Source organism: Myxococcus hansupus (assembly GCF_000280925.3).
GTDB classification, from domain to species: Bacteria; Myxococcota; Myxococcia; order Myxococcales; family Myxococcaceae; genus Myxococcus; species Myxococcus hansupus.
Map to the genome: position 1 here is coordinate 2,856,328 of NZ_CP012109.1, position 26,493 is coordinate 2,882,820.

Below are 26,493 nucleotides of genomic sequence, written 5' to 3' on the forward strand. Positions count from 1 at the left end.
GAAAGTCCCCTATGTCCCATCGGAACGACGAATCGGCCGAGCTGTCTCCCGCCAAGCGCATGCTGGTGGCGTTGGAGAAGATGCAGTCGCGGTTGAATGCCGTGGAAGGCGCGGCGAAGGAGCCCATCGCCATCGTCGGCATGGCGTGCCGCTTCCCGCGCGCGGATGACGTGGAGGCTTACTGGCGGCTGCTCGAAGCGGGGGTGGACGCCGTCCGTGAGATTCCGCTCGACCGCTGGCCGGGAGAAGACGTCTCCGGCCTCGCGGAAGGTGCCATGCGGTGGGGCGGCTACCTGGACGCGGTGGATGGGTTCGACCCGGCCTTCTTCGGCATCTCGCCGCGCGAGGCCGTGCGGATGGACCCCCAGCAGCGCTTGTTGCTGGAGGTGGCCTGGGAGGCGCTCGAGGACGCGGGGCTGGACGTCGAGGGGCTCTCCGGCAGCCGCAGCGGCGTGTTCATCGGCGCGTGCAACGACGACTACCACTGCATGCAGGTGGAGCAGCCTGAGACCGGGGACGCGTTCAGCGCCACGGGCGTCGCCGCGAGCGTCCTCTCCGGCCGGCTGTCCTATCTGCTCAACTTCCAGGGCCCGAGCCTGGTGGTGGACACGGCGTGCTCGTCCTCGCTCGTGTCGCTCCATCTGGCATGTCAGAGTCTGCGCGCGCGTGAGTGCAACATGGCGCTCGCGGGTGGCGTGAACCTGATTCTGTCGCCGCGGTCCGTGCAGCTCGTGGCGAAGCTCCAGGCGCTCGCGCCGGATGGCCGGAGCAAGGCGTTTGATGCCTCCGCCAATGGCTTCACCCGGGGCGAGGGCTGCGGGCTCGTCGTCCTCAAGCGACTGTCGGACGCGGTCGCGGACGGCGACCACATCCTGGCGACGGTTCGTGGCTCCGCCATCAACCAGGATGGACGGTCGACCGGACTCACCACGCCCAACGTGCTCTCGCAACAGGCCCTCATCCGCCAGGCCTTGGACAGCGCGGGGTTGAAGCCAGAGCACGTGAGTTACGTGGAGGCGCACGGCACGGGCACGCCCATTGGTGACCCGATTGAGTTCGAGGCGCTCCAGGAGACCTACGGCATGCCTCGCCCGGAAGGTGGGGTGTGTGGCGTCGGCTCGGTGAAGACGAACCTGGGCCACCTGGAGTCCGCCGCGGGCATCGCGGGCATCATGAAGGTCGTCCTCGCGATGCGGCACCAGCGCATCCCCGCGCACCTGCACCTCAAGCAGGTGAACCCGCGCATCCCCATGGAGGCCGGCACGCTCACGATTCCCACGCGGCTCACGCCGTGGGAGTCGTCCGGTCAGCCGCGCCGCGCCGGTGTCAGCTCCTTCGGCATCAGTGGGACCAACGCACACGTCATCCTGGAGGAGGCGCCCGTTTCGGCGTGCCAGGACGTGCTGCCTCTCCGTGACGAACTGCTGCCGCTGTCCGCGCGCAGCCGTGAGGCCCTGGTGGCCCTCGCGGCGCGCCACGCGGAGCGACTCGTCGGAGAGAGTGGCGACCGCCTGGTGGACGTCTGCTACACGGCGTCCTCGCACCGCACGCACCATGCGCACCGGCTCACGGTCCTCGCGGACACTCCTGCGCGCACCGCCGAGCGACTCCGGGCGTTCGTGCGCGGCGAGCTTCCAGAGGGCACGTGGGCGGGCCGAAAGGCATTCAGCGCACGGCGCAAGGTCGTCTTCGTCTATCCCGGCCAAGGTGCACAGCGCGTCGGGATGGGCCGGGCGTTGCTGGAGCGCGAGCCCGTGTTCCGGGAGGCGCTCGTCAACGTCGACGCGGTGCTGAGACCCCATCTGGGCTGGAGTGTGCTCGACGAGCTGGGCGCGGACGAGCCGCACTCACGTCTGGCGGAAATCGACATCAACCAACCGGTCCTCTTCGCCGTCGAGGTGGCGCTGACCGCGCTGTGGCGTGCTTGGGGCATCGAGCCGGACGCGGTGATGGGCCACAGCATGGGCGAGGTGGTCGCGGCGCATGTGGCCGGGGCGCTCAGCCTGGAGGATGCCTGCCTCATCATGTGTCACCGCAGCAAGCTCATGCGGACCCTCGCGGGGCAGGGCGCGACCATGGCCCTGGTGGAGCTCTCGGTGGAGGACGCCGAGGAGGCCATTCGTCCCTGGGGCGGCCGGCTCTGGCTGGGCGGATTGAACGGCCCCCGGTCGCAGGTGCTCTCCGGCGAGCATGAGGCCGTCAAGGAGGCGGTCGAGGCGCTTGGACAGCGCGGGGTCTTCACCCGCTGGGTGAAGATGGATGTGCCGTCGCACACCCCCCTGGTGGAGGTCATCAGCCGGGAGCTGGAAGGGCGCATCGCACCCATTGTTCCTCGCGCGGCGCGAATCCCCATCTGCTCCACCGTGACGGGGGCGTTCGTCGAAGGCACGTCGCTGAACGCCGCCCATTGGGGGAACAACCTCCGCTTGCCCGTGCGCTTCGAGGCCGCGACGCGTGAACTGCTGGGGAGCGAGCATGCCGTCTTCATCGAGGTGAGCCCGCACCCCGTCCTGCTCCCAGCCATCGAGCAGACACTGTCCGCCGCGTCCATGGACGGCCTGGTGCTCGCGTCCTCGCGGCGAGGCGAGGACGAACGGCGGACGATGCTCTCCTCGTTGGGGGCGCTCCATGCCTCCGGGCACCGCGTGATGTGGAGCCGCGTGTACCCGGCCAAGGGCCAGCGCGTGCCGCTTCCGGCCTACCCCTGGCAACGCGAGCGCTTCTGGATGGAGCCCGCGTCCCGTACTGCGCGCGCGGCTCGGTCCGCGTCCGCGCATCCGCTCATCGGTGAGCGCATCGACTTGTCCGCACAGGGGGAGGTCTCCCGCTTGTGGCAGGTGCAGTTGGGCCCGAAGCACGTCCCGCTGCTCGCGGAGCATCGCGTTCAGGGCGTCCCCGCGTTGCCTGCCGCGGCCATGGCCGAGATGGCCCTCGGCGCGGCGAAGCAGGCGCTGGGGGGCGCGGTGGCTTTGGAGGAGGTGCGCTTCAGCGCGCTCATGTCCTTCCCGGAGGACGAGGAGCGGGTGCTCCAACTCTGGCTCACCTCGGAGCGCCCGGAGCGCAGCGCGTTCCGGCTCTTCAGTGCCCCCGTGCTGCGCGAGACGCCTTCCGACGAGGTCACCTGGACGCTTCATTCGGAGGGGACGTTGCGGCATGACGTGTCCAGTGCTGTCACCCCCGTCGCGCTGGAGTCGCTGCGGGAGCGTCTGGGCGCACCGTGCTCCGTCGAGGCGCACTACCAGGGCCTGCGGGAGTTGGGCCTGGACTACGGCCCCAGCTACCGCGTCGTCCAGGCGCTGTACCGGGGTGAGGGCGAGGCCCTGGGGCGTGTGCAACTCACGGGCGAACCCTCGTCCGAGGAGACGCGTTTCACGCTGCATCCGGCGTTGCTCGATGGCTGCTTCCAGGTGCTGGCCGCCGCGCTGGAGGGCATCGACAGCCGTGGGGGCGTCTACGTTCCGGTGGCGCTCTCCCGGCTGCGCGTCCTGGCGACGCCAGCGGCGGGCCTGTGGAGCCACGTGCGCATCTCCCACGGCGCGGCGGTGGGTTCGGACAGCATCGAGTGCGACGTCACGCTGCTGGATGACCGGGGTGGGGTGGTGGCCGAGGTGCATCGGCTGGTCTGCAAGAAGGCCGCGGCCACCCGCGCGCCTGCCGATGAGGTGGACCGCTGGCTGTATTCGGTTCAATGGCAACCCCAGCCGAGGCTGGCCGCTGTCGAGACTGGGAGTCCTCGCACCGAGGGGGGGTGGCTCGTCTTCGCGGACGGGCGAGGTGTCGCGCTGACCTTGGTCCGCGCCCTCGCCGGACGCTCCGAGCGCTGCGTCGTCGTGGAGCCCGGGGCGCCCTACGCGCGGCTGGGGAATGGCCACTACCGAGTCGATTCTTCGCGGCTCGAGGACTTCCAGTCACTGCTGCGGGATGCCTTCAGCGAGCGGTCGCCCTGCAAGGGGATGGTGCATCTCTACGGGCTCGATGTCGCGGCGGATGTCTCGGACCCCATGGCCTTCGAGAACGCCGTGACCTCCGGCGGTACCAGCGTGGTGCAACTGCTCCAAGCCTGGGCGCAACGCGGCTGGCGTGACGCGCCTCGCTTGTGGCTGGTGACGTCGGGTCTGCACGTCACGGCCCGGGAGGATGTGCCGGGTGTCCCGGCGGCTGCGTCCCTGGCGGGGCTCGCGGCGGTCATCACCCATGAGCACCCGGAGCTGCACTGCTCGCATGTGGACCTGAGTGCACGGGCCTCGGCGGAGGAGGTGGCGTCCCTGGTTGATGAACTCCTGGCGAATGGCCCGGAGGACCGGGTGGCGTTGCGTGGGGCACAGCGCTTCGTCGCGCGTCTGGGGCGAGGGGCGACTGGGGCGGAGACGGGGCTCGGCGTGCGCTCGGACGATGCGGCGTACCTCGTCACCGGCGGGTTGGGCGGGCTGGGTCTGGAGGTGGCGAAGTGGCTCGTCCAGCAAGGCGCCCGGCACGTGGCCCTGACCGGGAGGAGCGCACCGTCCGCGGAGGCGAATCAGGCGCTGGACACGCTCCGCGCGAACGGCGTCACCGTGCGCGTCTACGCCACGGATGTCACGCGAGCCGACGAGGTGCGCCGCTTGCTCACGGCGCTGGAAGCGGAGCTGCCTCCGCTGCGAGGCATCGTCCACGCGGCTGGCGTCATCGCGGATGGCGTGTTGGCGCAACTCGACGCGTCTCGGCTGCGCTCGGTGCTGGCTCCGAAAGTCCAGGGCGCGTGGAACCTGCATGCCCAGACGCTGGACCGGCCGCTCGACTTCTTCGTGATGTTCTCCTCGGCGGCCTCGCTGCTCGGCTCTCCGGGGCAAGGCAACTACGCGGCGGCCAATGCCTTCATGGACGTGCTCGCGCACCACCGCCGCGCGGCGGGCCTGCCCGCATTGAGCATCAACTGGGGACCCTGGGCCGACGTGGGGCTCGCGGCGGCGGCGACGGGCCGAGGTGACCGCCTGGCCCTGCGAGGCGTGGGCAACATGCCGCCAGCGCAAGCGTTGGACGCGCTGGGCAGACTCCTGGCGCGGGACATCACCCAGGCGGCCGTGGTTCCACTCGACCTGCGGCAGTGGCGCGAGTTCTACCTGAACGCGGCGCAATCGCCGTTCCTGTCGGTCCTCATGCAGGAGCGAGTGAACTCGCCCGCCTCGCGCAAGGGTGGGGCAAGGGACCTGCTGGCGGCGGCGGAGCCCGCTCGGCGGCGGGAGGTGCTGGAGGGCTATTTGCGTGAGCAGCTCGGGCGCATCCTGCGCATGGAGCCGGCTCGAATCGACTCCGAGCAGCCGTTTGGCGACCTCGGCATGGACAGCCTGACGGGCCTGGAGCTGCGCAACCGGCTCGAATCCGGGCTCAAGCTCACGCTGTCCGCGACGCTCGCTTACGCCTATCCCACGGTGCGGTCGCTGACGGCGCATCTGTTCGGCAAGCTGGAGCCTGTCCTCGACGCCGAGGCGCGGCCCCTGGCGCCCCCGAAGGTGAAAGAGGTCACGGCCGACGCGGGGCCGGAGCACCTCGCCATCGTCGGCATGGGGTGCCGCTTCCCGGGCGGAGCGAATGACCCGGAGGCCTACTGGCGGCTGTTGAGCGGCGGTGTGGATGCCGTCCGTGAAGTCCCGGCCGATCGGTGGCTGAGCAGCACGGATGCCGCCGAGCACAAGGGAACGCGCTGGGGCGGCTTCCTGGACCGGGTGGATGGCTTTGACCCGGAGTTCTTTGGGATTGCGCCGCGCGAAGCCGTGGCGATGGACCCACAGCAGCGGCTGCTGCTCGAGGTCGCGTGGGAGGCGCTGGACGACGCGGGGCTTCCGAAGACGCGGCTCGCGGGCTCGCGGACGGGCGTCTTCGTCGGTGTGTGCGGCAACGACTACGCGATGCTCCAGGCGGAGCGGGACGTCGAGGGAGACGTCTACTCGGTCATCGGCTGCTCCAACAGTGTGATTGCCGGCCGGCTCTCCTACCTGTTGGACCTGCGCGGCCCCGCGATGTCGGTGGACACGGCGTGCTCGTCCTCCCTGGTGGCGTTGCACCTGGCCAGCCAGAGCCTGCGCAACCGCGAGTGCGACGCCGCGCTCGTGGGCGGGGTGAATCTGCTGCTGTCACAGCGGCCCAGTTCCTGGCTCTCCAAGCTCACGGCCCTGTCTCCGGATGGGCGTTGCCGGACGTTTGACTCCAGGGCGAACGGCTTCGTGCGAGGGGAGGGCTGCGGCGTCGTCGTCCTGAAGCGGCTCTCGGATGCACTGGCGCAGGGTGACAACGTCATCGGCGTGATTCGCGCATCGGCGGTGAATCAGGATGGCGGCTCCACGGGACTGACGACGCCGAACGTCCTGTCCCAACAGGCGCTGATTCGAGAAGCGCTGGCCACGGCGCGGGTGTCGCCACGGGACATCGGTTATGTCGAAGCCCACGGCACCGGCACGCCGTTGGGCGACCCGATAGAGGTCGAGGCCCTCCGTGAGACCTACGGCGCCCGGCGCGAGGATGACACGCGCTGCTATCTCGGCTCGGCCAAGACGAACATCGGCCACCTGGAGGCGGCCGCGGGCATCGCGGGCCTCATCAAGGTGCTCCTGGCGCTGCGCAACGAGGCCATTCCCAAGCACCTGCACTTCCAGGCGCTCAACCCGCGCATCTCCATCGACGACACCCCGCTGGCGATTCCGGTGCGGCAGCAGGCGTGGCCTGTCTCGCAGCGGCCTCGGTACGCCGCGGTGAGCTCCTTCGGCATCAGTGGAACGAACGCACATGTGATTCTGGAAGAGGCGCCCGCACGGTCCCCGGTGGCCGGTACCACCGACGCGGGGGCGCAGCTCCTCACCTTGTCCGCGAGGAGTGAAGACGCCCTGCGGGCGCTCGCGCGTTCGTACCGTGAGTTCCTGTCGAAGCCACGGCCATCGACGCCGCGCATCGAGGACCTGGCCTACACCGCCGCGCTTCGTCGCAACCCGCACGAGCATCGTCTCGCGGTCGCGGGCCGTACGGCCGCGGAGTGGAGTGAGCAGCTCCAGTCCTTCCTCGAAGGCGCGGCGCCGCCGTACCTGGCGGCGGGAATCGCGGAGGGCCGGAAGGAGCAACCCGTCTTCGTCTTCGGCGGTCAGGGCTCACAGTGGCAAGGGATGGGGCGGGACCTGCTCAAGGGGAATGCGGCCTTCGCCGCCGCGCTGCGTGAAGTCGATGCGGCCTTGATGCCGCACACCGGGTTCTCCATCGTCGATGCCCTGGAGGCGGAGGGCCCGCACTCGCGGCTGGATGCAACGGAGGTGGCACAGCCCGCCATCTTCGCGCTTCAGGTCTCGCTCACGGCCGCGTGGCGTGCGCTGGGGGTGGTCCCCGCCGCCGTCGTGGGGCACAGCGTGGGTGAGGTGGCCGCCGCGCATGTGGCGGGCGCGCTGAGTCTGCCGGAGGCCGCGCGCCTGGTGGCACATCGAGGCCGCGTCATGGAGAAGGCGACCGGCCAGGGCCGAATGGCATCCGTTGAGCTGACGCCTGAAGACGCGGCGCGAGAACTGGCGCCCCATGCCGGCCGGTTGTCGATCGGTGCCGTCAACGATGCCCGGGCCGTCGTCATCTCGGGAGCGCCCGACGCGCTGGGCGAGTTGCTGGAGGTGCTGCGCTCTCGCGGCGTCTCTGTCCGCGACCTGGGCGTTGACCATGCCTTCCACAGCCACCAGATGGCGCCACTCCAGGCGGAGCTGCTCAGCGCCCTGGGAGAGCTCGAACCGCGGCCGACGACGATTCCCCTGTTCTCGACGGTGACGGGGCAGGTCCTCGACGGACTGGCGCTCGATGCCGCGTATTGGGCACGCAACGTCCGCGAGCCGGTGCTGTTCGCCGATGCGGTCGAGGCCCTGCTCAGCGGTGGCCATTCTCTCTTCGTCGAAGTGGGCCCTCAGCCCGCGCTCAGCCGGTACGTCACGCAGGCGCTGGGTCGCCGGGGGCGAGAGGGCGCGGTGGTGCCGTCCCTGCGCAAGGGGCGTGACGGACAGACGGTGATGCTGGGCGCGCTGGGCGGGCTCCACGTGAAGGGCTTCCCGGTGGATTGGAGCCGCGTCTTCCCGAATGGCGGACATGTCGTGCCGCTGCCGCTCTATCCCTGGCAGCGGTCGCGATACTGGATTGACGATGCCCCCGCGCGGACACAGGTGCCGTCCTCCCGCGCGCGCGCCTCGACCCCGTCGAGCGAAGACCGTCCGGCGGACTGGGTCCATGACATCACCTGGAGCGCGGTGGCGCGTGGTGCGCCCTCACGCGCGCCGAAGGGGGAGGGCCGCTGGCTCGTCTTCGGGCATCGCGAGGGTGTCGGTGCGGCGTTGGTGGCCTTGTTGGAGGCGCGGGGCGAACCCTGCTGGCTGATTGTCCCAGGCGACGAGGCCACGGTCGAAGGACCCACGGTGCGTTCCATCCCAGCAGGGAACGCTGCGGATTACGCACGGCTCCTCGAAGAGGCGGGGCCGGTTCGGGCCGTGGTCCACCTGTGGGGCGCGGAGGCTGCTCAAGCGGCCGAGCCGACGCTCGCGGAGGTGGAGCGCGCGCAGCAGGAGGGCGTGTATTCGGCGCTGCATCTGGTGCAGGCCCTGGCGAAGTCGCCGGGTGCCCGTGTCTGGCTTTGCACGCGAGGCAGCCAGCCCGTGGGCGGGGGCTCGCGGGGAACTCCGGTGCAGGCCCCGCTGTGGGGGCTCGGGCGCGTGTTGGCGTTGGAGCACCCCGAGCTGTGGGGCGGCCTGCTGGACCTGGACCCCGCGGCACCCGAAGGTGAAGTGGAGGCGCTGTGGCACGAGGTGTCCCAGGCCGATGGTGAAGACCAATCCGCCTTCCGTGAGGGCGTCCGGTACGTGGCGAGGCTCACCCCCTCGGCTCCAGTCGAAGGGGCCGTCCCAGTCACGCTTCCCGCCGATGCCGCGTATCTCGTCACGGGGGGGCTTGGAGGGTTGGGGCTCCACGTGGCGCGGTGGCTGGTCTCACGGGGGGCGCGGAACCTGGTGCTGCTGGGTCGCAGGGGGCTGCCGGACCGGGAGACGTGGTCCTCGTTGGACGGGGACAGTGAGGTGGGCCGTCAAGTCGCCGCCGTCGAGGCGTTGGAGGCCGAGGGGGCCATCATCCAGGCGCTCAGCGCGGATGTGGCGGATGCGACGCGCATGGCGGAGGTCTTCGAGGTCATCCGGCGTGGGCCGGCTCCGCTGAAGGGCATCATCCACGCCGCGGGTGTCTCCACGCAGGTGTCCCTGGCGGCGATGGACGCGGCGTCGCTGGCGTCCATCCTGCGCCCGAAGGTGGCGGGGGGCTGGGTCCTGCACCAGCTCACGCGTGGGCTGGACCTGGACTTCACCGTCTACTTCTCGTCGGGCTCGGCCGTGTGGGGCTCGGCGCAACTGGCGCACTACGCCGCGGGCAACCAGTTCCTCGACGCGCTCGCGCATCACCGGCGTGCGCGGGGGCTGCATGCGTTGAGCATCAACTGGGGGCCCTGGGACGCGGAGGGCATGGTCGACGAGGGGGGCCTGCGCTGGTTCGAGCGGATGGGCGTCCGGGGCGTCTCCGTGGACGGCGGACTCCAACTGCTGGGCACGCTGATTGGCACGGACGTGACGCAGCGGAGCGTCGCCCGTATCGACTGGGACGTCTTCAAGTCGGTGCACGAGTCGCGGGCACGTAGGCCGCTGTTGGCGCTGCTCGGTTCGCCTTCAGAGTCCACACGAGAGAGCGTGACACCGCCGGAGGGCAGCGAAGCCCTGGCGGCACTGCGCAACGCCACGCCCGCTCGAAGGAAGGAGTGGGTGACGTCGTGGGTCCGCGAGGAGGTGGCCCGTGTGCTCGGCTTCGCTTCGAGCGCCGCCGTGAAGCTGGAGCAGGGGTTCTTCGATACGGGCATGGACTCCGTCACGGCCGTGGAGCTGCGGCGCAGGTTGGTGGCTCGATTCGGCGTTCAGCTCCCGTCCACCATCGCCTTCGACCGGCCGACGGTCGCCGCGCTCGCGTCGTACCTGCTGCAGGACGTGTTGCGCTTGGACTCCGACGCGAAGGCCGAGGAGGGCCGCGCCGTGAGCAACGCGACGGAGCCCATCGCCATCATCGGTCTGGGCTGCCGCGTCCCACAGGCCTCCGGGCCCGAGGCCTTCTGGAGGCTGTTGGAGGGCGGGGTGGACGCCATCCGCGAAGTGCCGGCGTCGCGGTGGAAGCTCGACGACTTCTACGACGCGCGTCCGGGCGTGCCCGGGAAGACCTACACGCGGTGGGGCGGGTTCCTGGACGACGCCGACCAGTTCGATGCCCAGTTCTTCGGCATCGCACCCCGTGAAGCGGCGAACATGGACCCGCAGCAGCGGCTGTTGCTCGAAGTCGCTTGGGAGTCCCTGGAGCACGCGGGGCTCGCGCCGGCGCGCCTGGCCAACACCCGCACGGGTGTGTTCGTCGGCATCGGCAGCAATGAGTACGCGATGCTCAATGGGGTGGGGAGCGCCTCGGCGGCGGGGGATGCGTACATCGCCACGGGCAACGACTCGAGCTTCGCGGCGGGCCGTCTGGCGTACCTGCTCCGGCTCCAAGGCCCGGCGATGAGCCTGAACACGGCGTGCTCCTCGTCCTTGGTGGCCGTGCATCTGGCGTGTCAGGCCCTGCGCTCGGGGGAGGCCCATCTGGCGCTGGCGGGCGGCGTCAACATGACGCTGGCGCCGCACTCCACCATCTACCTGGCTCAGTTGAGGGCGCTGTCCCAGGACGGCCGCTGCAAGACGTTCGATGCCTCCGCGGATGGCTACGTGCGCAGTGAGGGCTGCGGCATCGTGGTCCTCAAGCGCCTGTCGGACGCGCAGCGGGATGGCGATGACATCCTCGCTGTCATCCGGGGCTCGGCGGTCAATCACGACGGTCCCAGCAGTGCGCTCACCGTGCCCAACGGGGATGCTCAGCAACAGGTACTCCGCGCCGCCCTGGCGAACGCCGGTGTCGCGCCCGCGGACGTGGACTACATCGAGGCGCACGGTACGGGCACCTCGCTTGGTGACCCCATCGAGGTCCGGGCCGTGGCGAACGTCCTCGGCGAGGGACGGACGCCCGAGCAGCGACTGATGATCGGCTCGGTGAAGACGGCCATTGGCCACCTGGAGGCCGCGGCGGGCATCGCCGGGCTCATCAAGGTCGTCCTGGCGCACCGGCACGGCGTGATTCCTCCGCATCTGCATCTCAAGCAGCTCAACCCGCACATCGAGCTGAATGGCTTCCCGCTGGACATCACGACGCAGGTGACGCCATGGCCGGAGCGTTCGCGCCCGAGGCTCGCGGGCATCAGCGCATTCGGTTTGAGCGGTACGAATGCGCACATCCTCGTGGAGGAGGCGCCCAGCCCTGTCCCGCCGGAGCCGCAGTCCGAGCGGACCGTTCAGGTGCTCGCGCTCTCCGCGAAGAGCAAGGGTGCGCTGACTCAGCTCGCGGCCCGGGTGGGGGAGCATCTCGCCCACCATCCCGAACAGTCGCTCGCGGACGTGGCCCATGCGACGAACACCCAGCGCACCGTGTTCTCGCACCGGCTCGGGCTCGTCGTGGAAGCGGCGGCGCAGGCCCGGGAGCGGCTCCTCGCGTTCGCACGGGGGGAGGAACTTCCCTTGGCGGCGCACCACCGCTTCGAGGGCGAGCCTCCCAAGGTCGTCTTCGTCTTCACGGGACAAGGTGCGCAGTACGCGGGAATGGGGCGGGAGCTCTATTCGTCGGAGCCCGTCTTCCGGGCGGCGCTGGACCGGTGTGATGCGCTGCTCACGGGCGTCTGGAAAGAGTCGCTCCTCTCCGTGCTGCATGGCTCGGAGGCGGTCATCGATGACACGGGCTACACGCAGCCCGCGTTGTTCGCGCTGGAGTACGCCCTGGCGGAGCTGTGGCGGTCGTGGGGTGTGGAGCCTTGGGCGGTGCTGGGGCACAGCGTGGGGGAGTACGTGGCCGCCTGCGTGGCGGGCGTCATGGACCTGGAGGACGCGCTCCGGCTCATCACCGAGCGTGCGCGGCTGATGCAGGCGCTGCCTCGCGACGGGGAGATGGTGGCCCTGTCCGCGAGCGAGGCGGAGGTGGCGCAGGCGCTGCTTCCTCACGCGGACCAGGTGTCGATCGCGGCCGTCAACGGACCGGCGGACGTGGTCATCGCCGGAGCACGGGAGGCCGTGGAGTCCATCGCCTCGGCGTTCCAGGGGCGCGGCGTCAAGGCCCGGCGGCTGACGGTGTCCCACGCGTTCCATTCGCCGCTGATGGAGCCGATGCTGGACGCGTTCGAGAAGGCGGCGGGCACGGTGTCCTTCCGCGCGCCTCGCATCCACCTGGTCTCGAACGTCACCGGGTCGGTGTTGAGGGAGGGCACCGTGCTCGACGCGACGTACTTCCGCCGCCATGTGCGGGAGGCGGTGCGGTTCCACGATGGGCTTCGCTCGCTCCGGGCGTTGGGGGGCACCGTGTTCGTGGAGGTCGGGCCCCACCCGACGCTCACGGGGATGGCGCTCAAGGGGCTCGGGGACGACGCGGGGACCTGGTTGCCCTCGCTGCGAAAGGGGCAGCCTGAGCAGGCACACCTTCTTGCCAGTCTGGCCGCGCTCTACACACGGGGCGTGGACGTGGATTGGGACGCGCTGAATGGGGGGCGTCACCGCTCCCGCGTAGCGTTGCCCGTCTATCCGTGGCAGCACCAACGCCACTGGCTGGATGCGTCCAAGGCACCGCGTGCCGTCTCGCACACGACGACCGCACAGGCGCTCGTCGGTCAACGCGTGCGCTCGCCGCTGAGCAAGGCGCTGGTGTTCGAGGGCCGCTATAGCGCGCGTTCGTTGCCGTTCCTGGAGGACCACCGGCTCTATGGCACCATCGTCGTGCCGGGCTCGTGCCACATCGCGCGCATCATCGCGACGGCGGCTCAGACTTTCGGCGCCGGTCCCTACACCATCGAGAAGTGCGTCTTCTCCCAGCCCATCGTGCTCGCGGACGAGGAAGAGCAGCTCGTGCAGCTCGTGCTGTCACCTCAGGGAGAGCGCCGGTACGACTTCGAGCTCTACAGCCTCTCCGCGGCGGCCGCCGGGACGTCCTCCGAGGAATGGCTGCTGAACGGCACCGGCACGCTCCAAGTGGGGGAGGGGGCGCCTCGGCCCGCGCCCCTCTCACGTGAGGACATCCAAGCGCGCTGCGCCCGGCAGCTCGATGGCGGGCTCTACGAACGCAACTGGGACATTGGCTTCAACCTGGGCCCCGCGTTCCGATGGATTGAGCGCATCCACAGTGGCGGACGCGAGGCGCTGTGCCAGATGCGCCTGCCGACGGAGCAGGACGACCGCGGCCTGTTCGTCCATCCCGGCCTGGTCGACTCCTTCCTCCAGGCGATGGGCACCGACCTCATCCGCGAGGACGCGATGTTGAGCAGCGTCTACGTGCCCATCTCGGTGGAGCGCTTCCGCTTCCATGCGCAGCCGGCCGGTCCGGTGTGGGCCTACGCCGTCCGCCGCGATGCCGAGGACACCGTGGGCGAGGTCATCACGGGGGATGTCTCCGTGGTGGACGCACAGGGCCAGGTCCTCATTGAAATCGAGGGTCTCAAGCACAAGCGCGCGCCGCGTGAGGCCTTGATGGCGGTGCTGCGGCAGGGGCAACGCGACGGAATCTACGAACTGGGCTGGAAGCCGCAGGCCGTGCCCGAAGGAACGCCCGCCACGGGCTGCTGGATTGTGTTCGCGGACACCACGGGCACGGCGGAGGCGCTCGCGGAGCGCATCGCGAAGAGCGGTGGCCGCACCGTGCTCGTCCAGCCCGGGGAGGCGTTCGTCCGCCACGGGGAAGGCCACTTCAGCTTGAACGCGCGGCGCGCGGAGGACCCTGCGCGGCTGCTTCAGGAGGCCGTGCTTCCGGGAGAGTCGCTCGCGGGTGTCATCCACCTGTGGGCGCTGAGGGGACCGGGGGGCGAGGACCTGGAGTCGCTGCGCGCGGCGCACGAGCTGAGCGTGGGCAGTGCGTTGTCTCTGGCCCAAGCGCTGGCGAACTCCACGTTCACCGCGAGGCTTTGGATGGTGACACGTGGGGCCCGTGCTCTCGACTCACGTCCGGCGCCTCTCGCGATGGAGCAGGTTCCGCTCTGGGGCCTGGGCGCCGTCTTCTCGCAGGAGCACCCTGAGCTGTGTGGTGCGCTCATCGACCTGGACCCCGCGGCTCCGGGAGATGCTGTCTCCTCCCTCTGGCGGGAGCTCAGCGCCTCGGACGGCGAGCAGCAGGTGGTGATTCGCGAGGGCCAGCGCCACGTGGCCCGCATTCGAGCCTCGCGCGACGTGACGCGAAGCCCCATGCCCCGGTTCAACCCGGATGCCAGTTACCTGCTGACGGGCGGGCTGGGGGGATTGGGGCTCGCGCTGGCGGGATGGATGGTGGCGCGGGGCGCGAGAAACCTCGTGCTGACGGGACGTGGAGGGGCGCGCTCAGAAGCACGGGAGACGCTACATGCACTGGAGGAGGCTGGAGCCAAGGTCCTCGTCCTGCAGGCGGATGTGTCGAAGCGGGAGGACGTGGTTCGTGTCCTGGAGGACGCGGAGCGGCTCGCACCTCTGCGGGGTGTGTTCCACGCGGCGGGTGTCCTGGATGACGGCGTGCTCCTGCAGCAGGACTGGGGGCGCTTCAGCCGGGTGTTGGCGCCCAAGGTGGATGGTGCCTGGCACCTGCATGTCTTGACGCAGGGAAAGCCGCTCGACTTCTTCGTCCTGTACTCGTCTGCTTCGTCGTTGCTCGGTGCTCCTGGCCAGGGCAGCTACGCGGCGGCCAATGCCTTCCTGGACGCGCTGGCGCACCACCGGCGCGCGCTGGGGCTCCCGGCACTGAGCATCAACTGGGGGCCTTGGGCCGAAGTGGGCATGGCCGCGGAACTCGCGTCTCGCTACCGGGCGCAGGGCGTGGAGGCCTTCACCCCGGCCGAGGCCCTGGACGCCCTGGGCCGCGCATTCGGACTCGCGCGGCCACAACTCACGCTGTTGCAGGTTCAGTGGAGCCGCTACCTCGCCCAGTTCCCCCGTGGCGCGACACCCACCTTGCTCGCCGAGGTCGCCAGTCAGGCTCGCACCGAACCCGAGGTGGACGTCCCGTCGGCCTCCGAGCTTTGTCGCCGGCTCGACGCGGCTCCACCGCGCCAGCGCCTGGCCTTGCTGTTGGAGCACGTGCTGGACGCGGCGGTGCGGGTGCTGGGCCTGGAGGCCACGGCGTCGCTGGCGCCGCGTGAGCGCCTGTTCGAAGTGGGCATGGACTCGTTGATGGCGCTCGAGCTTCGCAACCGTCTCCAGAAAACAGTGGGCGCCTCGCTCCCGTCGACGCTCGCCTTCGACTACCCGACGGCCGAGGCCATCGCGACGTACCTGTCGGGCGAAGTCTTCGGCCAGGAGCCAGTGCAGGCCGAGGAAGCACCACGCGCGGTCCAGGACACGGACCGCCTCGAACGCATCATGGAACTCTCTCCGGATGAGCTCGCTGCTTCGCTCGACGCGAAGCTCTCCGCCTTGATGGAAGAAGGAACATGAGCCACCCACCTCCCTCCGCCGAACCCTCCGCGCTTCAGCGGGCCGCGTTGCTCGTGGAGAAGTTGCAGTCCCGTCTGGACATCCTGGAGCGGGCCCGGACCGAACCCATCGCCGTCATCGGCATGGGCTGCCGTTTTCCGGGGGGCGCCGTCGACGGACCGTCGTACTGGCGAATCCTGCGCGACGGCGTGGACGCGCTGCGCGAGGTGCCCGAGTCCCGCTGGGACGTGCCGCGCTACTTCGACGCCACGCGGGGCGCGCCAGGGAAGATGTACGGAACCCGGGGCGGCTTCCTGGACGACGTGGAGCACTTCGATGCCGAGTTCTTCGGCATCGCGCCCCGGGAGGCCGCGAGCCTGGACCCGCAGCAGCGGATTGCCCTCGAGGTCGCGTGGGAGGCGCTGGAGAACGCGGGGGTGGCCCCGGGGCAGCTCGCCGGCAGCAAGACAGGCGTCTTCATGGGCGTGATGTCCAGCGACTACATGGCGCGCCTGCTCAAGGAGAACGACCCGGCCCGGTTCGACGGGTACATGGCGACGGGCAACGGCTACAGCTTCGTTCCCGGGCGCATCGCGTATGTGCTCGGGTTGCAAGGCCCCTGCATGCCGGTGGACACGGCGTGTTCGTCGTCCCTGGTGGCACTCCATCTGGCGAGTGAGAGCCTGCGCAGAGGCGAGTCCAACCTCGCCCTGGCGGGTGGGGTGAACCTCATCCTGTCGCCCGAGACGACCATCTGTCTCTGCAGCATGCAGGCGCTCGCCAGTGATGGCCGTTGCAAGACGTTCGACGCGGCCGCGGATGGTTACGTGCGAGGGGAAGGCTGTGGGGTGCTGGTCCTCAAGCGGCTCTCGGACGCGCAGCGGGACGGCGACTCCATCCTCGCGTTGATTCGCGGCTCGGCGGTGAACCACGACGGCGCGAGTGGCGGTCTGACGGTGCCGAACGGGCCGTCGCAGCAGGCCGTGGTGGCGAAGGCGCTGGAGAACGCGCGGGTGCCTCCGGCGCTCGTGGGCTACGTGGAGGCGCATGGAACGGGCACGCCGCTGGGGGACCCGATAGAGCTGCGCGCATTGGGCGCGGTGCTGGGCAAGGGGCGTCCGGAGGACCGGCCGTTCTTCATCGGCTCGGTGAAGACGAACATCGGTCACCTGGAGCCGGCGGCGGGGATCGCGGGAGTCATCAAGACCATCCTCTCGTTGCAGCACCGGGAGATTCCTCCGCACCTGCACTTCCACACGCCGAATCCGCATGTGGCGTGGGACCGGATTCCCGCGCGAGTCCCCGTGGAGCGTGTGCCCTGGCCGGCGCACGAAGGGCGGCGCATCGCGGGAGTGAGCTCCTTTGGCCTGAGTGGCATCAACGCGCATGTGGTGCTGGAGGAGGCGCCGGTGTCCTCCGACGCCGTGACGCCCGCCGAGGAGCCGTCAGCGCAGCTCGTCGTCCTGTCCGCGAAGTCGGCGCCAGCGCTGGCCGACCTGGCGAAGACGTGGTGTTCGTTCCTCGGACGCGAGGACTCCGGGACGCTCGCGGACCTCAGCTACACCACGGCCCTGTGTCGCACGCACCATGACCACCGGGTGGCGCTCGCGGCGAAGTCCAAGGAAGAGCTCCTCGCCCAGTTGACCGCCTTCACGGCGGGCGAGGCCCACGCGGGGCTGTCCTCGGGCCGCCGGAGCACCACGCAAAAAGTCGTCTTCGTGTTTCCGGGCCAGGGCTCGCAGTGGCTCGGCATGGGGCGTCAGTTGTACGCACGCGACGCGACGTTCCGGGAAGCCATCGACCGATGTCATGGCGCGCTGGGACGCCACACGGACTGGTCTCTCCAGGAGGTGTTGAAGAACCCCGGACAGCAGCCCCGTTGGAATGACATCGACGTCATTCAGCCCACGCTGTTCGCCTTGCAGGTGGCGCTCGCGGCGGTGTGGCGCGCGTTGGGCTTGGAGCCGCACGCGGTGGTGGGGCACAGCATGGGCGAGGTCGCCGCCGCGCATGTCGCGGGAGCGCTTTCGCTGGACGACGCGGCGCGCATCATCTGCGAGCGGAGCAAGCTCCTCCGGCGTGTGAGTGGCAAGGGCGCCATGGCGGTCGTGGACCTCTCCCGCGAGCAAGCGGAGGTGGAGCTCCTCGGCGTGGAGGACCGGATCGCCATCGCGGTCAGCAACGGCCCGAAGGCGACGGTGCTCTCGGGCGACCCCGAGGCCTTGAAGGGGGTGCTGGCGCGCCTGGAGCAGCGGGAGGTGTTCTGCCGTTGGGTGAAGGTGGATGTGGCGTCGCACAGCCCGCAGATGGACCCGCTGCGGCAGGACCTCCTGGAGCGGATGGCCGCCCTCCAGCCCACCCGTGGCACGGTGCCCATCTACTCCACCGTGACGGGAGCGCCCATCGACGGTGAGGAGATGACCGCCGCCTACTGGGTGCGCAACCTGCGCCAGCCCGTGTTGTTCGCGGACGCGGTGCAGCGCCTCATCCAGGATGGAAACGTGCTCTTCATTGAGTTGAGCCCGCACCCCATCCTGGTTCCCTTCGTGGATGCGATGCTGCGGGACGGTGACGCCTCCGGCCGTGGGCTCGTGGTGCCGAGCCTGCTCCGGGAGCAGGAGGAGTGGCCGTCCCTGCTGTCGTCCCTGGGCGCTCTGTCCACGCGCGTGGATCGCGTGGATTGGGGCCGGTTGCATCCGAGCAGGCGCCAGCGGGTCTCACTGCCTGCGTACCCCTGGCAGCGGGAGCGACATTGGTTGGACCTGGCGGGCCGCGTCGTGCGAGCGGGCACGGGAAGTCATCCCTTGTTGGGGGCCTCGTTCACGACCTCCATTCAGCAGGAGACCCGCTTCTGGGAGTCCTCGCTGAGCGCGAGCGAGCCCGGGTACCTGGCGGACCACCGTGTCGCGGGCTCGGTGGTGGTGCCGGGCGCGGCCTACCTGGAGATGGCGCTGGCCGCTGCGAAGGAACAGGACTCGGACACGGTGTACGAGCTGGTGGAGACCACCTTCAAGGAAGGCCTGGTGCTCCCGGAGGGCCAGACGCGCACGCTTCAACTGGCGATGCACCGCGGCGGCGGAGGCTCCCTGACGTTCCAGCTCGCGAGCCAGACCGCGGCGCCGGAGCCGGGGTGGATGACGCACGTCGTAGGTCGGCTTCGTCCCGTTGACGGGCGCTTCACGGAGCCGCTGGCCGAGTCCTTCGACGCCATTCGGGCGCGCTGCACGGAGGTGATTCCGCAGGCGTCGCATTACGCGGCCATGGCTCGCAATGGCGTGGTCTACGGGCCCGCCTTCCAAGGCGTCCAGCAGGTGTGGCGCGGCAAGGAGGAAGCACTGGGGCATGTCCGGCTGCCCGAGCCGGTTGCCGCACGGGCCTCCGCGTATCGCGTTCATCCCGCGTTGCTCGATGCCTGCTTCCAATTGGTCTCCTCGGCCGTGCCTTCGGAAGCCATCAAGGCCGAGGCAGGTCCCGCCGTGCCCGTGGCACTCGACGCGCTGAGGCTCCATGCCGCTCCGGGGAGCGAGGCGTACTGCCATGTGAAGTTGCGGGATGGGGCCCGAAGCGGCGTCTACACCTTCGACCTCGTGCTGCGTGACGCAGCGGGCCGGGTGGTTGCCGAGATGCTCGGGCTCCGGGTTCAGCAACTGGATGCTCCGGCCGAGGCAGGGGCCAGCAAGGACCTGTACTTCGCACACGAATGGCGGCACGTCGCCACGCTGTCACCGCTCCCCTCGGAAGGGACGGAAGCGACTGGCCGGTGGCTCCTCATCGCGGATGGCAGCGAGTTCGCGGACGGAGTGGAGTCTCAACTTCGCTCGCGTCGTGGGGACGTCCTCCGCGTCGACGTGACGGGACGCGGCGAGGTGGACGGCCTCGCGCCAGGTGCCTTCGATGCGGTGCTGTCCGAGGCGTTGGGGGCTGGGGATGCTTTACGGGGTGTGGTCTATCTGAGCGGTCCGGTGTCGCTCGAGGCAGACCCGCTGTTGGGCTGCGGCGGCGTGCTGCACCTCGTCCAGGGCCTGTCCCGGCTGGCGCCGCCGAATCCGCCTCGGTTGTGGCTCGTCCTGCGGGGCTCGGGGCACCGCTCCGCCAAGGACGTGGCGCAGGCGCCGGTGTGGGGGCTGGGGCGCACGATTGCGCAGGAGCATTCCGAGTTGAAGTGCACGCGCGTGGACGTGTCCGCGGCGCTGGAGGCCGAAGCCGGAAGCTCCGCGCTGGTGCATGAGCTGTTGTCGGCGGACGCGGAGGAGGAGGTTTCCCTCCGCATCGAGGGACGTTACGTCGGGCGCATCGTGAGGGGGGCTCCTGGTGGAGCGCCGGATGAAGCCGTGGTTCCGGTGGGGCGCCACCCCTTCCAGGTGACGCGCGGCGCGCGGGGCCTCCGGGAGCTCCGGGCTGTTGAACGACGGTCGCCGGGTCGCGGCGAGGTCGAGCTCGAACTCCATGTGGCGGCACGTGCGGACACGGGTGCCCAGGAGCCGTGGGATGCCCCTCAGGTCACCGCGTGCAGTGGGCGCGTGGTGGCCTTGGGTGAAGGCGTGACGGACGTCTCGCTGGGGGAGGAGCGCATCGCCCTGGTGGCGTCGGGGCTCGGCTCGCATCTGTGCGTGCCGGTCGGGAGCACCGTGCTGCGTCCTCCCGCTTCCTCTCACGACGAAGCGGTGGCGCTGGCCGCGACGGTGTTGCCTGTCTGGTACGGCCTGCTCCAACTGGGCCGCCTCGAGAAACACGAGCGTGTGCTCGTGCTTGGGACGGACCACGGACTGGGTCGGGCGGCCATCAAGCTGGCCCAGCGAATGGGCGCGGAGGTCTTCGCCGCGGCCTTCACCGACGCACAGGGGGCCTCGCTGCGGGAACTCGGAGCCGACGCCGTGGTCGACCCGCGGAAGGTTTCCGCGGTGGATGGGGTCCTCGACGCGACGGGCGGGCGAGGCATTGACCTGGTGGTCCTCGCTCCGGGCGCCACCGAGGTCGAGCGAAGCCTCGCCATGCTGGCCGACGGCGCACGGGTCCTCGACCTGCGGGCTTCACCGGCCACGCCCGTGACCAATGGGGACGCGAACATCGCGTGGTGCGTCGTCGACATCCTGGCTTTCGCGCGGCGCTGGCCGGAGCGCTTCTCCCGTCTCTGGCATGAGGTGAAACACGCCTTCTTCGAGGCGGGGGCGCTGTCCTCGGCGGCGACGGAAGCGGTGCTCTTCCCCTTGAACGAGCCACACGCCCGAGTGGTGGTGCCCGCCCAGGGAGCCCGCAGGCTTCGCGGCGATGGCACCTACCTCGTCACGGGAGGACTCGGCGGGCTCGGCTTCGAGGTGGCGAAGTGGCTGGTGGAGCAGGGCGCGGGGCACCTCGTGCTCCTGGGACGGGATGCCTCCCTGTCACCAGCGCAGCAAGCGGACGTGGCCGCGCTCAAAGCCCAGGGCGCGAGGGTTCGGGTGATGGCGGCGGACGTGTCGGACCGCGCGCAACTGGGCCGGGCGTTCGCGGAGCTGGCCCGGGGCCCCGCGCCGTTGCGGGGTGTGATTCACGCCGCGGGTGTGTTGGATGATGGCGTCCTGCTCCAGCAGACGGTGGAGCGCTTCCGCCGGGTCATGGCGCCGAAGGTGCTCGGCGCTTGGAACCTGCACGTCCTGACGCGAGATGCGCCGCTCGACTTCTTCGTCCTGTATTCGTCCGCGGCCTCCCTGTTTGGCGCGCCAGGGCAGGGGAACTACGTGGCCGCCAATGCCTTCCTGGACGCGCTCGCGCATCACCGGCGCGAGCTGGGGCTTCCTGGCTTGAGCATCAACTGGGGCCCGTTCTCGGAGGTGGGACTGGCCGCGGCGCAAGCCAACCGGGGTGAACGCTTGGCGCAGCGGGGCTCGGACAGCCTCACGCCCGCCGAAGGCAACGCCATCCTGGGCCGGCTCTTGGATGGGGGTGTCACCCAGATGGCGGTGATGCCGCTGGAGCTGCGTCAGTGGGTGGAGTTCTATCCCCGAGCGAAGTCCGCGCCGTGGCTGTCGGAGTTGGTGCCCGCGGGTTCGGCAAGCGGGGCTCCGGGGGCGACGGACGTCGCGCTGCTCGAAACGCTGCGGCTGGCGACGCCGCGCGAGGCACGCGTCGCCCTGGAGTCCTTCGTGCGAGCACAACTGGGCCGGGTGCTTCGGCTCGACTCCGCGCGCATCGATGTGGAAGCGCCGCTCCAAAGCCTGGGGTTGGATTCGTTGATGGGGTTGGAGCTGCGCAACCGGTTGGCATCGGGGTTGGGGCTGTCGCTCCCCGCGTCGTTGATCTGGAAGCACCCGACGCTGGATGCGCTCTGTGTGCATCTCCAGAGTGAAGTCATGGACCGCGTCCTGGCCGAGACCCTGGCTCATCCGGTGGAGGTCACAGTGCCGGTGGCGGAATCGGCCGCCGCCAATGACAACGAGGTGTTCGTCCTATGAGTGTACGGGAGCTGTTGGGCACCCTTGCGTCCAAGGGCGTGCGCCTGCGCGTCGATGGTGACACGCTGGTGGTCGAAGCGAGCAAGTCCGTCTTCACGCCGGAGCTGCGGTCCACGCTGGCCGCGAACAAGGCAGACATCCTCGCGTTTCTCCGCAAGCACACGGGACGTGACGACACGGCACCGGAACCGTCGGTCGCGAGGCCCGAGGTCATTCCCCTGTCGAGCGGCCAGGAGCGGCTCTGGTTCCTGGACCGATTGTCGCCAGGGACCTCGCAGTACAACGTCCACTTGGGCCTCCGGGGTCGAGGCACGCTCGATTCGGTGGCGCTGCGCAAGAGCCTGGATCAGCTCGTTCGGCGGCACGAAGTCCTGCGGACATCCTTCCCGGAGGTGGATGGACAGCCTCGGCAGGTCATCGCGTCACCGGACGTCGGTGCGGCGCTGAACATCACGGCCCTCCCAGGTCTGTCCGACGCCGCGCGGGAGGACGTGCTTCAGCGGCACTCGGAGGCACTGGCCCAGCAACCCTTCAATCTGGCCACGGGGCCGCTTTTCCGCGTGGCGCTGGTGGCGCTGGACACCGACGACTTCGCCCTCTTCGTGACGAAGCATCACATCATCACGGACGGCTGGTCGCTGGGCGTCTTCATCCGGGAGCTTTCCGCGCTGTACGCATCATTCGTCCGGGGGCAGGTGGCGGCATTGCCGCGCGCGTCCATGCAGTTCGCCGAGGTGGCCCTTCGCGAACAAGCGTGGCTGGCGGGAGCGGAGGGTGACAGTGAGAGGGCTCACTGGAAGAGCGTATTGCAGGGGTTGCCGCCGCTGCAGCTCCCCGTGGACCATGCCGTGTCCAGCGCGATGAGCCACAGAGGGGCGACGGTGCCCGTTGCCTTCTCCCCCGGGTTGAGCGACGCCGTGCAGGCCTTCGCCCAACGAGAAGGCTGCAGCCTCTTCATGGTGCTGTATGCGGCGTTCTCCGCGCTGCTGCACCGCTACTCCGGACAGGCTGACTTCGGCGTGGGGACGGTGACCGCGAATCGCGGCAGCGTGTCGCCGGACCTGATTGGCTTCATGGCGAACACCCTCGTGCTCCGGTCCGACCTGTCGGGAGACCCCACCTTCGGGACGTGGCTAAGCCGTGCCAGGAAGACGGTGCTCGATGCGCAGGACCACCAGACGCTGCCGTTCAGCGAGGTGGTGAAGGCGGCCGGTGCGTCGCGAGAGGGTGGCCTCAACCCGCTGGTGCGCGCCTGCTTCACGCTGGAGAACATCCCCGCGCCCACGCTGGACCTGCCTGGAACGCGCTGGTCGTTCTTGAAGGGCGCTCCGGACGGCAGCGTGGAGGGCGTCGCCAAGTTCGAGCTGTCGCTCATCCTGGCCTCGGGGCCGCGGGGGCTGGCCGGCATGCTCGAGTACTCGCGAGAGGTCTTCGAGGCTTCGACCGTGGAGCGGATGGTGGGGCATCTCCAGGTGTTGCTGGAGGCGGCCATCGCGAAGCCGGAGACGCCACTGTCGAAGCTGCCCCTGCTGTCCGAGCACGAGCGGACGCACCTGCTCACCGTGTGCAACGGTCCGAGGCTCGAAGTCCCGGCCGCGTGCATGCATGAACTCATCCAGGCCCAGGCCGAGCGCACGCCGGAAGCCGTGGCCGTGGTGAGTGGCAAGACGCGCCTGACCTATGCCGAGCTCGATCGCCGGGCGAATCAACTGGCGCATCACCTCCGAAGGCTCGGAGTGCGGAGGGAGACACGTGTCGGCCTCTGCGTCGAGCGGACGGAGGACCTCGTCATCGGTTTGCTCGGCATCCTCAAGTCCGGCGGCGCCTACGTTCCGTTGGACCCGGCCTATCCGAAGGAGCGCTTGTCGCTCATCCTGGAGGATGCGCAGGTTCCTGTGCTGCTCACGCAGCAGCGGCTCGTGCCGGAGCTGCCGGCCACTTCCGCGCGAGTGGTGTGCCTGGATTCGGATGCGGACGTCATCGGCGGCGAGCCTGTACGCGCCTTGGAGCCCATCACGACGCCGGAGTCGCTCGCGTACCTCATCTACACCTCGGGCTCCACGGGCAAGCCCAAGGGCGTGATGATTGACCACCGCAACGCCGTGGCCTTCTTGCAGTGGGCGATGAGCGTCTTCTCGCCGGAGGTGCTGGCGGGGACCTTGGCGTCGACGTCCGTCTGCTTCGATTTGTCTGTCTTCGAAATCTTCACGCCCCTGTGCTGTGGCGCGAAGGTCATCGTCGCGAAGAACGCGCTGGAGCTACCAGACCTCCCTGCGGCGAACGAGGTGACGCTCATCAACACCGTGCCTTCGGCCATGGCCGCGCTGTTGCGAGCAGGGGCGGTGCCAGGCTCGGTCGCCACGGTGAATCTGGCCGGTGAGGCCCTCATGGGGGCGTTGGTCGAACACATCCATGCGCTCGGCCACGTCGAGGCTGTTTTCAACCTCTACGGGCCGAGCGAGACGACGACCTATTCGACGTACACACGCGTGGGCAGGGGACAGACGCCCACCATCGGGCGCCCGGTTGGAAACACCCAGGTGTACGTGCTGGACGCGAACCGGGAGCCGATGCCCGTGGGCGTGCCGGGAGAGGTCTACATCGGAGGCCAGGGGGTCGCGCGTGGTTACCTGGGGCGGCCGGAGCTGACCGCCGAGCGCTTCGTCACGTCGCCGTTCAGCCAGGAGACAGGGGCGCACCTGTACCGGACTGGCGACCTGGCGCGCTGGTTGCCAGACGGACGGCTCGAATACCTGGGCCGGATGGACCACCAGGTGAAGCTGCGCGGCTTCCGCATCGAGCTGGGCGAGATTGGCGAGGCGCTGCTGACGCACCCGAAGGTGCGGGACGCGGTGGTCGTCGTGCGAGAGGGTGGGGACGGCGACAAGCACCTGGTGGCGTACGTGGTGGGCCGAGGGGAGGAGAACCCCGAGTCCGCGGAGCTGCGTGACCACCTGAAGTCCCGCTTGCCGGAGTACATGGTTCCCTCCATCTTCGTTCGCTTGGAGGCGCTGCCGCTCACCCCGAACGGGAAGGTGGACCGCGCCGCGCTCCCCGCGCCGACGCGCCTGGGCGCCGGTCCGGTGAAGGCGTACGTGGCGCCGAGGACCCCTAGCGAAGCCGCGCTGGCGGTCATCTGGGAGCAAGTCCTCGGCGTGGAGCAGGTGAGCGTCCGCGACCACTTCTTCGAACTCGGTGGACACTCGTTGTTGCTCTACCGGGTGCTCGTCCTGGCGCGGACCCTCACGGGGTCGGACATCCCGCTGCGAGCCTTGTTGCAGGCGCCGACGCTCGAGGAGATGGCCCGGACCCTGGATGCGGCGAAGTCAGGCGCCTTGCCCACCCATGATGTGACCGTGGACATGGAAGCAGACGCCGTGCTGGCGGCGGACCTCTCGCCTGGGCACGACTTGCCGCAGGCCGAGGGTCCTGCACGCGCTGTCTTGCTGACGGGCGCCACCGGGTTCCTCGGAGCCTTCCTCTTGGAGGAACTCTTCCGGAAGACGGAGGCGCGTCTCTATTGTCTCGTGCGCGCGAAGACGGAGCGGGAGGGGATGCTCCGGATTCGCGTGAACCTGGAGCGGTATGGGCTGTGGCGAGACGAAATCGCGCCGCGAATCGTCATCGTCCAGGGGGACATCGGGCTGCCCCTGTTGGGGCTCTCCGAGACGGGATTCGACCGGCTCTCCGAGGAGCTGGACGCCGTCTATCACAACGGCGCGCTCGTCAATTTCCTCTATCCCTACGAGTCGATGCGGGCGGCCAACGTCTTGGGGACCCGGGAGATTCTCCGGCTGTCGATGCGCACGCGCATCAAGCCGCTCCACTATGTCTCCACGGTGTCCGTGCTCCCCGTGGGACGGCCGCGGCCCATCCGCGAGGATGAGCCATTGGAAGGCGCGTCGAGCCTGCTGGGCGGATATGCCCAGAGCAAGTGGGTAGCGGAGCAGCTCGTGAGAGAGGCTTCGCGGCGCGGCCTCCCGGTGACGATCCACCGGCCTGGACGGGTCACGGGGCATAGCCGGACCGGAGCCTGGAATACGGACGACCTGGTGTGCAGGACGCTCAAGGGGTGCGTCCAGTTGGGAAGCGCCCCTCTTGTCGAAGCCCTGCTCGATGTGACGCCCGTTGACTACGTGAGCAGCGCCATCGTCGACCTGTCCCTTCGCCCGGAGTCCGTGGGGCAGACGTTCCATCTGGTCAACCCGCACTTCGTCCGCGCGGAAGACATGTGGTCGCACATGCAAGCGTTCGGGTACGGGCTCCGAGTCCTGGCCTACGATGCGTGGCTCGCCGAGTTGGGGCACGCGGCGCCGTCTGACAGCGAGTTGGGGGACCTGCTGATGTTCCTTCAGCAGGTTCCTGCCGAGGACCGGAGCGTGGGAGGGCCTCGGATGGTCGTCTGCGACAGCGGACACACGCGGAAGGCGTTGGAGCCGACCAGGACGGCCTGCCCGCCGGTGGATGCCTCCCTGATTTCGACGTACCTCTCGTCACTCGTGGGGCGTGGCTTCCTCGCGGCGCCTGGGACTCGCTGAGGGACGCGGGGGGCACTC

At 69.7% G+C, this 26,493-nt stretch carries 3 protein-coding genes; all 3 read left to right on the forward strand.

Going from position 1 to position 26,493, the window contains the following annotated elements:
* The first annotated feature begins 11 nt into the window (after positions 1 to 11).
* The 3 genes from A176_RS11455 to A176_RS11465 are packed head-to-tail and all read left to right on the forward strand — an operon-like array spanning position 12 to position 26,475.
* Positions 12 to 15,527 carry a type I polyketide synthase gene (locus A176_RS11455; RefSeq protein WP_021780892.1) on the forward strand — a complete coding sequence of 5,172 codons (15,516 nt, stop codon included), beginning with the start codon at positions 12 to 14 and terminating at the stop codon, positions 15,525 to 15,527.
* The gene (locus A176_RS11460) at positions 15,524 to 21,937 is read left to right on the forward strand and encodes a type I polyketide synthase (RefSeq protein ID WP_002639509.1); all 6,414 of its coding nucleotides are present in this window, start codon (positions 15,524 to 15,526) and stop codon (positions 21,935 to 21,937) included. The genes A176_RS11455 and A176_RS11460 overlap by 4 nt, the downstream gene beginning before the upstream one ends.
* Positions 21,934 to 26,475: a non-ribosomal peptide synthetase gene (locus A176_RS11465; RefSeq protein WP_002639508.1), complete on the forward strand. Its 4,542-nt coding sequence runs from the start codon at positions 21,934 to 21,936 to the stop codon at positions 26,473 to 26,475. The genes A176_RS11460 and A176_RS11465 overlap by 4 nt, the downstream gene beginning before the upstream one ends.
* The last annotated feature ends 18 nt before the right edge of the window (positions 26,476 to 26,493 follow it).

Coding starts and splice junctions, on each gene's coding strand:
- A176_RS11465 (WP_002639508.1), top strand. CDS start 21,934: ATGAGTGTACGGGAGCTGTTGGGCACCCTTGCGTCCAAGGGCGTGCGC.
- A176_RS11455 (WP_021780892.1), top strand. CDS start 12: ATGTCCCATCGGAACGACGAATCGGCCGAGCTGTCTCCCGCCAAGCGC.
- A176_RS11460 (WP_002639509.1), top strand. CDS start 15,524: ATGAGCCACCCACCTCCCTCCGCCGAACCCTCCGCGCTTCAGCGGGCC.